Genomic DNA, 13423 nt, shown 5'->3' with positions numbered 1-13423 from the left:
AAATTATGAAAAAGAACATATTATATATAGCAATGGCTTGTTTGGCGCTGGGCTTTACCGCCTGTAGCGACGACCCCAACGATGCCGTCACCAAGCACGTGTATGGTCCCAACGAGGCTCCTTATCTGCGCACCGACGCCAGTGCCACGATTAGCAATTCGGTGGAGTTTAAGATTGGACATTTAGCTGCTCAAACAATAAATCTTAAAGATTATGCTGAGCAGATTCAGACAAAACTGAAGATGACTGTTGACGATGTCTTTGCAGGTTTGGAGACAGGTGATATTGTATTTTATAATATCAACCCATCGCGAGGTGCCTGGGACAAAACTGCTCCTACAAAAGGAACTACAGGATGGTATTACAATTCTGCAGGCGGTGTGACCACAGAAACTAATGCTCAGGTTGCTGTAGAACTTGATAAAGCAAATAAGCAAATCGTGGTATCTGTACCTGAGACGGTTGAAGATGGTATGAACGGTACTGTTAATGTAGGTTTTGCCGTTGATAATAAGAAAGACTACGATATGTATGTGCGATTCTCTATCTCATATAAGGTTAGTGATCCTTCATCAAATATCGTAACGATTAATGTGCCAAATACGGACTATACACCTTATGTTGTTGATCTTAATGCCTATGAGGATAATATCAAAGATGCATTTGGTATGACGGTCAAAGAGTTTTGTAACGCTATTCAAAGTACAGATGGTGATATGGTTCTATATATGCTTGATAAAGACGGAAATTGGATTACAGATCAGGCATATACTGCAAGTGGTATGGGCTATTGGTGTGATGCTGATGGCAATATCATGAAGTGGGCAGATAAACCTAACTATTTTGTTGAAAGTCATGGAGATGAAGGAGCTGTATATATCGGTGCATATCCTGGCCAAGAGGCTGGGACGGAATTCAGAGTCCGCTTCGTATATACGCTTAAGTCTGATAATTCAAAATTTATCCAATTTGTATTTAAAGCAGTTCTTATAGATTAATTATTAACTCATGCGCAGGGCTCTGCCCTGCACATTTAAAACCTAACAATTATGAAAAAAATTCTTAGTTTATTTGTTTTGATTTTTGTCATGACAATGGCAAATGTAGTTAATGCAAAGGCAGAAAACATGAATGCTCAAAGTAGTACTTCTACAGTAAAATTATGTGTAATTGCTCCAATAGGTACGGTGTTAGATTTTGTACAACCATCTGATATTCAGATGACTGTAGGTTCATCTTCATCTATGCAAGAAGTTTCTTATACTAATATTGGTGGCTGCCTCCTGTATTTTACAGTATCTGTTCCGAATAACTCATCTGCTGAAAAAGTGGAAATTGTTTGTACTATAAATGGTTTCAGAGAGTCATATTCTCTTGAAAATGGTCAAGCAAATATTCAAGCCTTTATTCCTATTCCATCTGGGAAAACAGCCCCAATGGTATACATCTCGGTAAAGTAGGTTTTTATGTTATTACATATCAGCAAACTAATGAGCAAGAGCGCCTTGGTTGCGCTCTTGGCTCTCGGTCTCTCGGGTTGCACTAGCGACGACGAGGTGATTGTTGGTAACATCACCATTGCTGAGACCGAACTGAACAAGACCGTAGAGTGGGATGAGGTGGAGAGCAGCATTACGTTTACTGCCAACGATAAGTGGACAGCCAGCGTAAGCGATGTTACTACCCGTGCCGCCAATACCAAGATAGAGTGGCTCACACTAACTGTTAACAGTGGCGATGCTGGCGAGGTAAAGATGCCGTTCTGCCTCACCAAGAACGACTCTGAGTTCTATCGCGATGCTCAGATTGCCATCCATTGTGGCGATAAAACCTCAATCATCAACGTGCACCAGAATCAGAACCCTGATGCTGTGCACACCATGGACAAGTCGCAGGTTGAGAACTTCGACAAGTATATCTGTCCAGGCACTTGGAACGAGGGCTTTGAGAAAGGTGTAGAATACATGCTGCGCGACGATGCCAAGTGGAGCTTCTGGCGCATGAAACAGAGCGAGCACTTCTTTGTATTCTGGGAGCCTGGTTTTGGCTACGATCCTAATGGCAGCGACGTGCCTACTGCCCTGCGTGTGGATATCGACGACCTGCTGGCTAAAGCTGAGCAGTTCTATACCACCAATGTTGAGAAGCTGAAGATGGTTACCGTTGGTCAGGGCAAGAGTCAGCTCGATAAGTACAAGATGCAAATCTATCTGCTTTACCAGCAGGATTGGTTGGCAACAGGTTCGGGCTACGATAATACCATTGGTGCCCTTTGGGTAAACCCATCAACCTGTCAGCCAGTAGGCTCTACCATTGCCCACGAGATTGGACACTCATTCCAGTATCAGACGGGTTGCGATAAGCTGCTTAACGGACAGTCTGAGGAGACCGACTATGGTATGAATGGTGGCTTCCGCTATGGCTTTGGCGAGAACGGTGCAGGCGGTTGTGCTTACTGGGAGCAGTGCGCACAGTGGCAGTCGTTCCAGGATTATCCCGAGGAGTGCTTCACACAGAATCCACATCCTTCGGTATGGATGCGTAATCACCACCGCCACTTCAATCACGAGTTTATGCGCTATGCCTCTTACTGGTTGCAGTACTACCTCACCCAGAAGCATGGCATCGAGGCCTATGGTCGTATCTGGCAGGAGAGCACCTTCCCCGAGGATCCTATCCAGACCTATGCCCGCCTGTTCTGTGGCAATGATATGGAGAAGTTCTACGACGAGTATTACGACTATGCTGCCCGTGCCGTCAACTACGATTTCGATGCTGTTCACCAGTATCTTAGTCTTAACACTTCAGCCGCCAACTACAGCACCAATATGCTGCCTAACAATGGCGGATTCCAGCCTACCTACGACAACTGTCCTGGTACCACAGGCTTTAATGTTATCGAACTGAATATTCCTGCTGCTGGTACAACCGTCAAGGCCGACCTGAAGGCTGTAACACCTGGTAGTGCCCTGGTTAGCGGCGATGCAGGTAAGGTGGTTGATGGCGACGGTAATGCCAAGGGCAATGTAACTACCTACAATCAGCAGAGTAACACCACCTCGGCTTATCGTATCGGTTTTGTGGCCGTATGTGGCGATAAGAGTGTTTATGGCGATATGGCTAAGGGTAAGGATGCTGTAGCCGAGATGACTGTGCCTGCTGGTACCACCAAACTCTATCTGGTGGTAGTAGCTACACCAACCGACTACCAGCGCCAGGCTTGGGACGATGATGAGACCAACGATCAGCAATGGCCTTACAACGTGAAGTTCAGTGGCACTGGCGTGAAGGGCTTTGTAGAGATTCCTGCCGGCGAACCTGAGAATGTGGCTTTCACCCATAATCTGAATGGACTGGATGCTGCTTACGAAGGTTATGAGGTTGGTGCTATCGACCTGTTGGGCGAGGGCTATATGGAGAAGATGGCGAAAGCCTTCAAGCTGCAGCCTGCTGAGATTCTGGCTAATCTGGCTCCACGCGATGGCGATGCCGTCACACCTGTCGAAGGTAAGATTGCCATTGGTCTGACACAGCCCGACGGCACTATCAGCTACGCCTGCTCTACTAACGCCATTGGTCCATGGATTAATGCCGACGGTTATGCCGCTACATGGGGCGAGGGCCAACTCTACTACGAGTATGATGGCTCTTCTTACAACTTCCCCATCGGCTTTAAGCCCGGCACCGTTGAGGCTGGTAAGACTTACACCATGAAGCCCACTTGGGTTTACACCAAGGGTGGCAAGCAGTATAAAGCCACGTTCACACTGAATATGCAATTCTAATTTTTTGGATATTCTAAGATGAAGAAGTTTTTTCTTTCGAGTTTGGCGGTTCTGTTGATGGTTGCCTGTTCGTCGGGAAGCGATGTGCCGGAGCCAAGCCCCGTTGTACCTACGCCGTCGACAGTTGATACAACTAAGGTAGATACTTCAAAAACCGATCAGAATCCTGTTGCGGTGAAGTTTGCTGCCAAGTATCGAGTGGCAAAGATGCAGATTACAACGGATGGACAGCAGGCTGTCGACTCGAAAGAGAAAGCTGATTATCGCAATTGTACGATTAAAATAGAGAGTGATACGGCAGCATGGAACTACGAGGGCCGTGGACGTATTCGCGGCAGAGGTAACTCAACATGGCTCTGGTATCCCAAGAAACCATACCGTATTAAACTCGACGAAAAGGCATCAGTACTTGGTCTTGATGCTAATAAAGACTGGGTGCTGCTGGCCAACTATCGCGACCCAACCCATCTGATGAACACCTTTGTGTTCGAGATGGGGTATGGGTTGAATATGCCTTTTACCAATCATACACGCTATGTAGAGGTTACGCTTAATGGCGATTATATCGGTCTGTATCAGTTGACGGAGCAGATAGAAGTAGGAAAGAGTCGTGTGGATATTGGTAAGAAGAAAGGATGGCTACTATCACTTGATGTCGACGACGGCCCTGCTGAGGCTCCTACCGCAGGCGACAATTTCTGGTCGCAGGTATACCGTATGCCAGTATGTGTAAAGAGTCCTGAAGCTGAGGATTATGCTACCCCCGAAACCCTATTAGATGATGCAAAAAAGGCACTTGGCGACCTTGAAAACGTAATACATAGTCACGACTACGAAGCACTTAAGAAGGTGCTGAATGTTCAGTCGATGATTGACTATCTGCTGATTCAGGAGTACGTTTACAATGTCGAAGTGTCTGCACCGCGTAGCATCTACATCCACAAAGATAAAGGTGATGCACTCTGGACTTTCGGACCGCTATGGGACTTTGATGCCGGTTTTGATTTCGACTGGGGACATATGTACGATGGACACGGCTATTTCGCTGATTATCGCGAGACGGTTCTTGGTACCGATCCTGCCCGTCATGTCAGCAATTACGATTATGTGCCGAGTTTCTTTACTGACATGTGGAAGAACAAGGCATTCGTCAGCGATGTAAAGGCGCGTTGGAAGGAAATAAAACCGCGTATTATCGCTGAGTTCTGGGCAGAGACCAAGCGCTATGCCGACGCTGCAGCCGAGGCGATGGAGCGCGATGCTAAGCGCTGGCCCATCGACAAGAAATACACTACAGAAATCAATCGAATGGAGAAATGGCTCAACTCAAGAGCTGTTTATATGGACAATATTGTAAGCAACTATCCAAGTGGAAACTGATATGAAACGAATAATACTATTGGCATCGTGCGTATTTGCAAGCTATACAGCATTGCACGCCCAGAAGAAGATATACATCCCTGAGGACCTGCGAAAGATGGATTTGCAGGCTGATACCTCGCAGTGGTCGTTTAAGCGTAGTATCGAGACCGACGATCTGATACTGATGTGGGAGCGAGGTTTTGGCAGCGATACAAGCAATCCGCCGATGCTTGAGGGCAAACCTATGAGTTTCAACCTCACTAATCTGCGCGACCGTGTGCAGGAGTTTTATCACTTCTTCCGCGATACGCTGGCTTTCTCGTTGCCTGGGTCTAAGGCCGATAAGTATAAGATGATGGTGATGGTAAATTACTCGCTCGACGGTACGGCCTATGGTGGCACCTACGACAATTTTATTGGCGCCCTATGGGTGGCCCCCAACCGTATACAGGATGCCAAGATGAACTGCATGGCGCACGAACTGGGACACTCGTTCCAGTTGCAGATACCCGCCGATAGTGTAGGTGACGCATGGGGAGGATCTGGCTTTTTCGAGATGACATCGCAGTGGATGCTGTGGCAGGTTAATCCTGGTTGGTTAACCGATGAGAACTACCACTTCGAGGCATTCAAGCAGCTCACCCACAAGGCCTATCTGCATCTCGATAATATCTATCACTCGCCCTTTGTTATCCAGTGGTGGAGCGATTTGCACGGGCGCAAGTCGATAGCCGAACTGTATCGCCAGGGTAGGATAGGCGAGGATCCTGTGATGACCTATAAGCGCATGTACAATATGAGTCAAAAGCAGTTCTGCGACGAGATGTTCCGCGGCTATCAGCATCTGGTAAACTTCGATTTCAACCATGCCCGTAAAGAAACCCGCCAATATGCCTGCACATTCGATACCGAGACAGAAGGCGGAAAGTGGCTGCGCCCCAAGAACTATCCTGAGGAATACGGATTCAACGCCATCAAACTAGATGATAAGGTAAACCTTAATGCCAGAAAGTTCAGACTGAATATACAGGGCGATAACCTGCGTTATGGTTTTGTAGGCATAACTACCGATGGCCAGTCGGTTTATAGCGATGTGAATGCCACAGAGTTCGTCGTACCAAAATCAAAACGCCTTTCTCACCTCTATCTCATTGTGATGGGAGCTCCTTTGCAGCACTATCACATACCGATGCCTACAGACGATAATTATAAAAATCCACAAAAACTTTTGGAGTTTCCATATAGTTTTCGTATTTTTGCCACCCGATGAGAAAGATATTGCTACTGATGGTGTGTTTGCTTGGTATTCTGAATTCAGAAGCCAAAGCCGACTATAGTTTCCGCAATTTGACCATGAACGATGGTTTAACGGCTAACGCAGTACGCAATATAGTTCAAGATAAGAATGGTTACATTTGGTTTGGTACCGACAATGGCTTATGTCGTTATAACGGTAGGCAGATGGTACCGTTCCGTATTGCAGAACTCGGCATCAATCAGTATATCTCGGCCCTGCTGTCATCCGAAAAAGGTTTATATGTAGGCACTGATAAAGGCGTTTTCTTTATCGATTTCGAACGTCAAAAGTACGAAAGGCTACCTTTGGATATTCATTCCACGGTGACTTATCTCTCGTTCGATAAGGAGGGCGCATTGTGGGTGTCTGTAATGGGGCAAGGGGTTTGGCAGTATATGGTAAAAACCAGCCAGACTAAGCACTATGAAATTAAGGATATAGAAAATGCTGTGGCTCAGGTGTTGGTCGACAACAGTAACCAGATTTGGGCTGTAACCAACTGGGCAACGCCATCCGTTTATCGCCTTAACCGTTTGCATAATCGTTTCGAACCAGTTAGTCTTAGTTTTCCTTCCATGTATATCTCGCTCCGCATGCTACAAACCAAAGATGGTAGGATGTGGCTTGGATCGTGGGAGCAGGGACTTTTGCTGATGCATAGCGACGGCAGAGTAGAGCAGGTGCTTAATCCGCAATCGTCGAAGGTAGGCTGGCACATACATACCCTGTATGAACAGACTGATGGAAACATCTGTATAGGTTGCGACGATGGTATGATAATACTGAATACCAAAACGCGAGAGTGGCAAAAGTACGGCGATCGATTTGTGTATGCCATCACTACCGATACCGAGGGCGGTATGTGGATCGGCACCTTCTATAATGGTGTTCGCTACATATCACCTGTAGGTAAGCGTTTCGAGGGCTTCTCGATGGCCGATGGACTTACCGGCAATGTCATTTCTCGCTTTTGCGAGGACCGTCAGGGGCGTGTGTGGGTTGGTAGCGACGATGGGGGACTGATGTGCTACTCGCCTAAGGAGCAACGATTTGTAGGCTATCCTCATCAGGATGTGTTGTCAAAACGCAATGTGCATGCTCTTACTCTTGATAGCGATAATAACCTGTGGATAGGCACATATACCGATGGTGTAATGGTATTAAACCTGGCTACTGGTCAACTGCGACAATACATGCAGACATCGTCTGTTAATAGTTTGGATAATTCCAGCTCCTATGCCATTCATCTCGATAGGCATGGCCGTATATGGGTAGCTACGATGGAGGGTTTGAATCTCTACGACAAACAGCACGATGCCTTTGTGCGTATCGGTAAAACCCACGCCATCACCATCGATATCGATGAGGATAAGGAGGGTAACCTGTGGCTTGCTTCGCAGGGCGAAGGCCTGTGGCTATACAACAGTAAAAGCCGTAAACTTAAGAACTATCGTGCCGCTGATGGCGATGATACAACCTTGCCCGATAATCAGGTTAACTGCTGTATGATTGATCAGAGTGGCAAAATGTGGATAGGTACATTTGCCGGTCTATGTGTGTACGATAAGCAGCACGATAATTTCCGTCGTATCACGCTAAATGTGCCTAGCCAGAATATTCTCAGTGTGATTGAGGATAACGGAGCTTTGTGGATTGCAACCGACAGAGGCATTGTGAAATATGTGCCTGAAGAGGGCGTACAGCGGTTTACGCTACACGATGGTCTGGTTAGCGAGCAGTTCCAACCCAACAGCGGAATGAAAGCTACCGACGGACGTGTTTATTTAGGCACCACAAGCGGATTCAACAGTTTCTATCCCTATCAGATCAAGGCCAATAGTGTGATGCCACCTGTCTATGTCACCTCGTTGGAGATTCTGAATTGTGAGGAGCGTAATGCCGATGGATTGCCCATCGACCTGACGCTGACCAAGCAGATAACAATAGGCTATAGCGATTCAAAGATGGTCACCCTGTCGTTTGCATCACTCAGCTATTGTTCGCCCGAGAAGATTCAGTATGCCTATATGCTCGAAGGCTTCGACCGTGATTGGAACTACGTGGGTAATCAGAACCGCGCCACCTATACCAACCTGCCCGCAGGCACTTACACCTTCCGTGTAAAGGCCACCAACAATGACGGCATCTGGAGCGACAACGAGGCCGAACTAAAAATCATCGTGCATCCTCCGTTCTGGTGGAGTTGGTATGCCAAACTGCTATATCTGGTGCTGATGGTTATGGCGGTTTACTATTATGTACAGCTGCGATTGAAACGTGCCGAACGACAGCACCAGCGCGAGTTACAGCTGTTGAATGAACAGAAAGAGAAGGAGGTACGCGAGGCCCGCCTGAACTTCTTTACGATGATAGCCCACGAGATTCGTACCCCGGTGTCGCTCATTATCGGACCATTGGAGAAATTGATGAAGCAAGGTGCCCCAACGGCCGACTTGAAGGTTATCGACCGCAATGCCCACCGCCTGCTGGAACTTGTAAACCAGTTGCTCGACTTCCGTAAGGTTGAACAGCAGAGCCTGGTGATGCACTTTGCACCGCAGAATATCTACCAGCTGATAGTATCAGTGAGCGAGCGCTTTGCTCCCACCTTCGAACAGAACGGTAAACAGTTCACAGTCATCTATCCCGATGAGCATTTCACTGCCATTGTCGACAAAGAGGCCATCATCAAGACCATCAGTAATCTGCTGACTAATGCCAACAAATATACGAAGGACCAGGTACGCCTATCATGTAGCGAAGACCCCGATGGCGAGCACTTACGTATCAGTGTGAGCGATAATGGTGTGGGCATCCGGCAGGTCGATCAGGAGCACATCTTCCAGCCTTTCTTTCAGGCCGAGGGCAACCAGCCCGGCACAGGTATCGGACTGAATATCGTTAAGAATATCGTTACCCAGCACCACGGCACCATCAGTGTTGATTCAGAGATAGGCAAGGGTAGTACCTTTACCATCATCCTGCCCGTAATCCAGACCGTTACCGAGCCCATCGAACCTGCAAATCCGTCGGAGCCAAAGGCGATCGACGATCACACCGCTCCTGCTCAATCGTCCAACACAACTATCAACTATCAACAGTCAACTGTCAACAATCAACAGTCTATGTTAATCGTCGACGATTCCGAAGACATGCGCCAGTTCCTCGAGAATAATTTCAAGGATAAGTACCATATTATTACTGCTGGCGACGGTATCGAGGCGCTCCACTTGTTACAGCAACACCAGGTAAGCATTATCATCAGCGACTGGATGATGCCCCGTATGGATGGTGCCGAATTCTGCCGTCGTGTGCGTCAGAATCCGCTCACTAGTCATATCCCGTTTGTGATGCTTACTGCCAAGACCGACGACAACTCGAAGGTGAAGGGTATGGATGTTGGTGCCGACGCCTACATCGAAAAACCCTTCTCTGTGCAGTATCTCGAAGCCTGTATCCGCAATATCCTTCAGATACGTCGCCAGTTGATGGAGAAATTCTCTACACAGCCGCTTGAGCCTGTAACAGAGATTGCTCAGAACCCCACCGATAACGAGTTCCTTAAGAAGATGAATCAGATTATCGAGGAGAACTTCTCCAACTCCGAACTAAATGTTGATTTCCTGGCCGAGCGCCTTAATATCAGTCGTAGCGGATTGTTTGCTAAGATTAGGACCCTGGCCGATGTAACGCCCAACGAGATGATACAGATTGTGCGTCTGAAACGTGCCGCCCAGCTATTGCACGAGGGTGGCCACATGGTTAGCGAAGTGGGGTATATGGTAGGATTCACAAATCCCTCATATTTCTCCAAATGCTTCCAAAAGCAATTCGGCATCCGTCCTGCCGAATACATGAAATCAAACGGTAAAAACTGATTATCCCATCACCACGTCGAGCACCATCATCAGCACAAAACCAATGGCAAAACCGATGGTGCTGAGGTTGGAGTGCTGACCGCTTGAGGCTTCGGGGATAAGCTCCTCAATTACCACATAGAACATGGCGCCTGCGGCAAAGGCCAGCATATAGGGCATCATGGGCATGAGTAGCGATGCCAGCAACAATACGGCAATGGCACCGATGGGCTCAACGGCTCCACTCAACGAGCCTATCAGGAACGATCGCCACTTACTGTTGCCTGCTGCACGCATAGGCATGGAGATGATGGCACCTTCGGGCACATTCTGGATGGCGATACCCAATGATACGGCTACCGCACTGGCCAGCGAGATACTGGTAGTGCCACTGTCGGCTCCAGCAAACACCACGCCCACAGCCATTCCCTCAGGCAGGTTGTGGATGGTTACTGCCAGGGCCAGCATGGCCGTCTTCGACAGATGCGAGCGCATACCTTCGGGCTTGTCGGTGCCTATGTGCAAGTGTGGCGTCAGTTCGTCGATAAGCAGCAGGAATCCCATACCCAACAGGAATCCTACAGCTGCAGGCATCACACTCCACTTGCCACTATCGGCTCCCATCTCCATCGCCGGAATCAGCAGCGACCATACCGATGCCGCTACCATCACACCCGAAGCAAATCCCAACAAGGATTTCTGCAGTCTGTCCGACATTTCGCCCTTCATAAAGAACACAAAAGCCGAACCGAGCATGGTGCCCAGCAGCGGAATAAGCAATCCTATGATTAATGTTGTAGTCATAACGCCGGCAAATATAAACAAAAAATCCCAAAGCCATACTATTTGGCCTTGGGATTTAACTTTTGTTGAAATGATTCGTTCAGCGAACTGGGTGATAACACAATAAATCATAAATCCCAAGGCCAAATGGTATGGCTTTGGGATTTTTTTCTTATATTTGCGAAGATTTATTACTAACCCAAACAAAACAAGTACGATTATGGAGATTAAAGCAATTCGCATGTTCGATGGCGGTTTTATGAACCAGCAGTTTGCCTTTGGCGGTGAAGGTAAGGAAGGTACAGACGAACAGATTATCTACCGCAGCAGTTTGCAGAACTTCTTGATTGGCACTGGAAACGAGGTGATTCTGGTTGACACTGGATTCCAGAACGATTTTAAGGCACCCGAGAAGAAACTGGGCGCGCCACTCTATATGGGCGAGAAAGTGAAGGATTATATGGAGGCCTTTGCCGAGTTGGGCTACAAGCCTGAGCAGGTAACAAAGATTCTTATCACGCACAAGCATCCCGACCACTCGGCTGCCATCCAGTATTTCCCCAATGCCAAGGTGTATATTTCGCCCGAGGATGCCGACGCCATGAAACTACCAGAAGGTGGAAACATCATCCGTTCGGAATACAAGGAATCGTTCAAGAACTTCCCACGAGCCGAAAAAGTGGCCGATGGCATTTGGTTTATCGAGGCCAAGGGGCACACCAAGGGCAACAGCATTATCATTGCTGAGAACGATGGACTTTATTATATGATGCACGGCGACGTGACTTATTGCGATGCAGCCTTGAAAGCCAATAAGCTAAGTATCGTGTTCGAGGATATCGAGGCTGCCCGCATCACACTCGATCGTGTACGCGAGTTTATCCAGCAGAATCCCACCGTTTATCTCTCAACCCACTGTCCCGAGGGCTACGAGAATCTTGAGATGAAACGGGTAATGACTCTGTAATTAGAGACAGAATTCAACAAAAGTTAAATCCCAAGGCCAAATGGTATGGCTTTGGGATTTTTTGTTTATATTTGCCGCGCATTATGAAAACATTAATACCAGATGATGAGAATACAAGTACGAAGATTTATCCTTTTATTCCTTAGCGCCGTATTGTTAGGCAGTATGGTATCGTTTGCCTCGTGTACGGTAAGCAAGGATAATACTATCATAGTAAACCAGCCCACCATCAACCGTATTCAGGAGCGTGGCACCATCCTGATTGGCACTACGGGCGATTATCGTCCGTTAACCTTCCGCGAGGCCGACGGCACCTACTGGGGATTCGGTATCGAGGTGGCAGGTCAGATTGCCAAGCGCCTGGGCGTAAACATACAGTTTGTGCCAACCTCGTGGCCTACACTTTCTACCGATGTTACGTCCAATCCGCAAGCATTCGATCTGGCCATTGGCGGCATCACCATCACCGATGCCCGCAAACAAACCATGCTGATGAGCGATGGCTATCTGGCTAATGGTAAAACCATTCTGTGCCGGGCATCCGAGGCCGACCGCTACCAGTCGCTGGCTGATATCGACAAGCCCGATGTACGTGTGATGGTGAACCCTGGCGGACTGAACGAGAAGTTTGCCAACCAGAATCTTACTCATGCCACCATTATTGTGCATGATAAGAACGAGGAGATACCATCGCTCATAGCCGAGGGACAAGCCGATGTGATGATAACCGAGATTACCGAGGCACCTTATTATATACAGACCGACACCCGACTGGCAGCCCCGCTATTGAATGCCCCCTTTACTCATGGCGAGATAGGTGTGCTGATGCGTCAGGGGCAGGACGACCTGCTGCAACTGGTGAACGACGTTATCCACCAGATGAAGGCCGACGGCACCCTGCGCCAGCTACACGATAAATACGGCCTGGTGTATGCTTATTAAACGATACGCCAGGCGCGGAGCAGAGGGATGGGATCGCGACAGTTGGGACCGTTCTCCTGGATGGCCATGGCGGCGGCCAGGAGTAGCCAGTTGACGGGGTGCTGCTGCGGATCGCCCAGGTCGTCGTCGGGACCTATGCCGGTGTTGGCGGCCACATTATTTATGTACGCCTCGGTGTTGTTCTCGGTGGTCGGGGCCCATTTCTGCACTATCTTGCGGATAGTGTAAAGGCGGTACTTGCGGTAGTAAGTGCGGGTTAGCAGCACCAGAGCTGCACGCCAACCATACTCCATCTGTTTGAACTGGCAGAACGCTGCATCGGTCTGCTGGGCGCGTAGGCCCTTCCACTGGTCGCTACTGCGACGGATGTTAAGTGGATTACAATTTCTGATTCCTCTTGATTCCATAATGTTCTTGTACATGTGAATAA

General features: G+C 48.2%; 10 protein-coding genes. 8 read left to right on the top strand and 2 right to left on the bottom strand.

The window, feature by feature from the left end:
• Positions 1 to 5: 5 nt before the first annotated feature.
• The 6 genes from T500_RS0106150 to T500_RS0106125 are packed head-to-tail and all read left to right on the top strand — an operon-like array spanning position 6 to position 10322.
• Positions 6 to 998: a DUF4859 domain-containing protein gene (locus T500_RS0106150; RefSeq protein WP_028907382.1), complete on the top strand. Its 993-nt coding sequence runs from the start codon at positions 6 to 8 to the stop codon at positions 996 to 998.
• Positions 999 to 1049: 51 nt separating this feature from the next.
• Entirely contained in the window at positions 1050 to 1460 is a 411-nt protein-coding gene (locus T500_RS0106145) for a hypothetical protein (protein ID WP_028907381.1), read from the top strand.
• Positions 1461 to 1466: 6 nt separating this feature from the next.
• Entirely contained in the window at positions 1467 to 3785 is a 2319-nt protein-coding gene (locus tag T500_RS0106140; RefSeq protein WP_028907380.1) for a DUF6055 domain-containing protein, read from the top strand.
• An 18-nt stretch (positions 3786 to 3803) separates the two neighbouring features.
• A complete protein-coding gene (locus T500_RS15295) occupies positions 3804 to 5165 on the top strand; it encodes a CotH kinase family protein (protein WP_051611909.1) in 1362 nt (453 codons plus the stop codon).
• A gap of 1 nt (position 5166) precedes the next feature.
• Positions 5167 to 6417, top strand: coding sequence for a DUF6055 domain-containing protein (locus tag T500_RS0106130; RefSeq protein WP_028907379.1), 1251 nt, complete (start codon positions 5167 to 5169; stop codon positions 6415 to 6417).
• On the top strand, positions 6414 to 10322 hold the full coding sequence (locus tag T500_RS0106125; RefSeq protein WP_028907378.1) for a hybrid sensor histidine kinase/response regulator transcription factor: 3909 nt from the start codon (positions 6414 to 6416) through the stop codon (positions 10320 to 10322). The genes T500_RS0106130 and T500_RS0106125 overlap by 4 nt, the downstream gene beginning before the upstream one ends.
• Here the strand turns inward: T500_RS0106125 and T500_RS0106120 are convergent, their stop codons facing one another.
• On the bottom strand, positions 10323 to 11105 hold the full coding sequence (locus tag T500_RS0106120) for a ZIP family metal transporter (RefSeq protein ID WP_028907377.1): 783 nt from the start codon (positions 11103 to 11105) through the stop codon (positions 10323 to 10325).
• 199 nt (positions 11106 to 11304) lie between these two features.
• Here T500_RS0106120 and T500_RS0106115 point away from each other — a divergent pair, with 199 nt between their 5' ends.
• Both T500_RS0106115 and T500_RS0106110 read left to right on the top strand, forming a co-directional pair.
• Positions 11305 to 12051 (top strand): MBL fold metallo-hydrolase, encoded by a 747-nt coding sequence (locus T500_RS0106115; RefSeq protein ID WP_028907376.1) that lies wholly within the window; start codon positions 11305 to 11307, stop codon positions 12049 to 12051.
• A 102-nt stretch (positions 12052 to 12153) separates the two neighbouring features.
• The gene (locus tag T500_RS0106110) at positions 12154 to 12993 is read left to right on the top strand and encodes a transporter substrate-binding domain-containing protein (RefSeq protein WP_028907375.1); all 840 of its coding nucleotides are present in this window, start codon (positions 12154 to 12156) and stop codon (positions 12991 to 12993) included.
• Here the strand turns inward: T500_RS0106110 and T500_RS0106105 are convergent.
• Complete coding sequence (locus T500_RS0106105) at positions 12990 to 13400, bottom strand: hypothetical protein (RefSeq protein WP_028907374.1); 411 nt, start codon at positions 13398 to 13400, stop codon at positions 12990 to 12992. The two genes, T500_RS0106110 and T500_RS0106105, sit on opposite strands and share 4 nt — an antisense overlap.
• Positions 13401 to 13423: the final 23 nt, after the last annotated feature.

It is taken from the genome of Xylanibacter ruminicola Ga6B6, from assembly GCF_000687715.1.
Lineage (GTDB): Bacteria > Bacteroidota > Bacteroidia > Bacteroidales > Bacteroidaceae > Prevotella > Prevotella ruminicola_B.
The sequence above is the reverse complement of the archived record's forward strand: the minus strand, read 5'-3'. Positions and strand labels throughout refer to the sequence as shown.

Bases quoted from the DNA above. Each gene is read 5' to 3' on its own strand.
- T500_RS0106150 (WP_028907382.1), top strand. From the start codon at position 6: ATGAAAAAGAACATATTATATATAGCAATGGCTTGTTTGGCGCTGGGC.
- T500_RS0106145 (WP_028907381.1), top strand. From the start codon at position 1,050: ATGAAAAAAATTCTTAGTTTATTTGTTTTGATTTTTGTCATGACAATG.
- T500_RS0106140 (WP_028907380.1), top strand. From the start codon at position 1,467: ATGTTATTACATATCAGCAAACTAATGAGCAAGAGCGCCTTGGTTGCG.
- T500_RS15295 (WP_051611909.1), top strand. From the start codon at position 3,804: ATGAAGAAGTTTTTTCTTTCGAGTTTGGCGGTTCTGTTGATGGTTGCC.
- T500_RS0106130 (WP_028907379.1), top strand. From the start codon at position 5,167: ATGAAACGAATAATACTATTGGCATCGTGCGTATTTGCAAGCTATACA.
- T500_RS0106125 (WP_028907378.1), top strand. From the start codon at position 6,414: ATGAGAAAGATATTGCTACTGATGGTGTGTTTGCTTGGTATTCTGAAT.
- T500_RS0106120 (WP_028907377.1), bottom strand. From the start codon at position 11,105: ATGACTACAACATTAATCATAGGATTGCTTATTCCGCTGCTGGGCACC.
- T500_RS0106115 (WP_028907376.1), top strand. From the start codon at position 11,305: ATGGAGATTAAAGCAATTCGCATGTTCGATGGCGGTTTTATGAACCAG.
- T500_RS0106110 (WP_028907375.1), top strand. From the start codon at position 12,154: ATGATGAGAATACAAGTACGAAGATTTATCCTTTTATTCCTTAGCGCC.
- T500_RS0106105 (WP_028907374.1), bottom strand. From the start codon at position 13,400: ATGGAATCAAGAGGAATCAGAAATTGTAATCCACTTAACATCCGTCGC.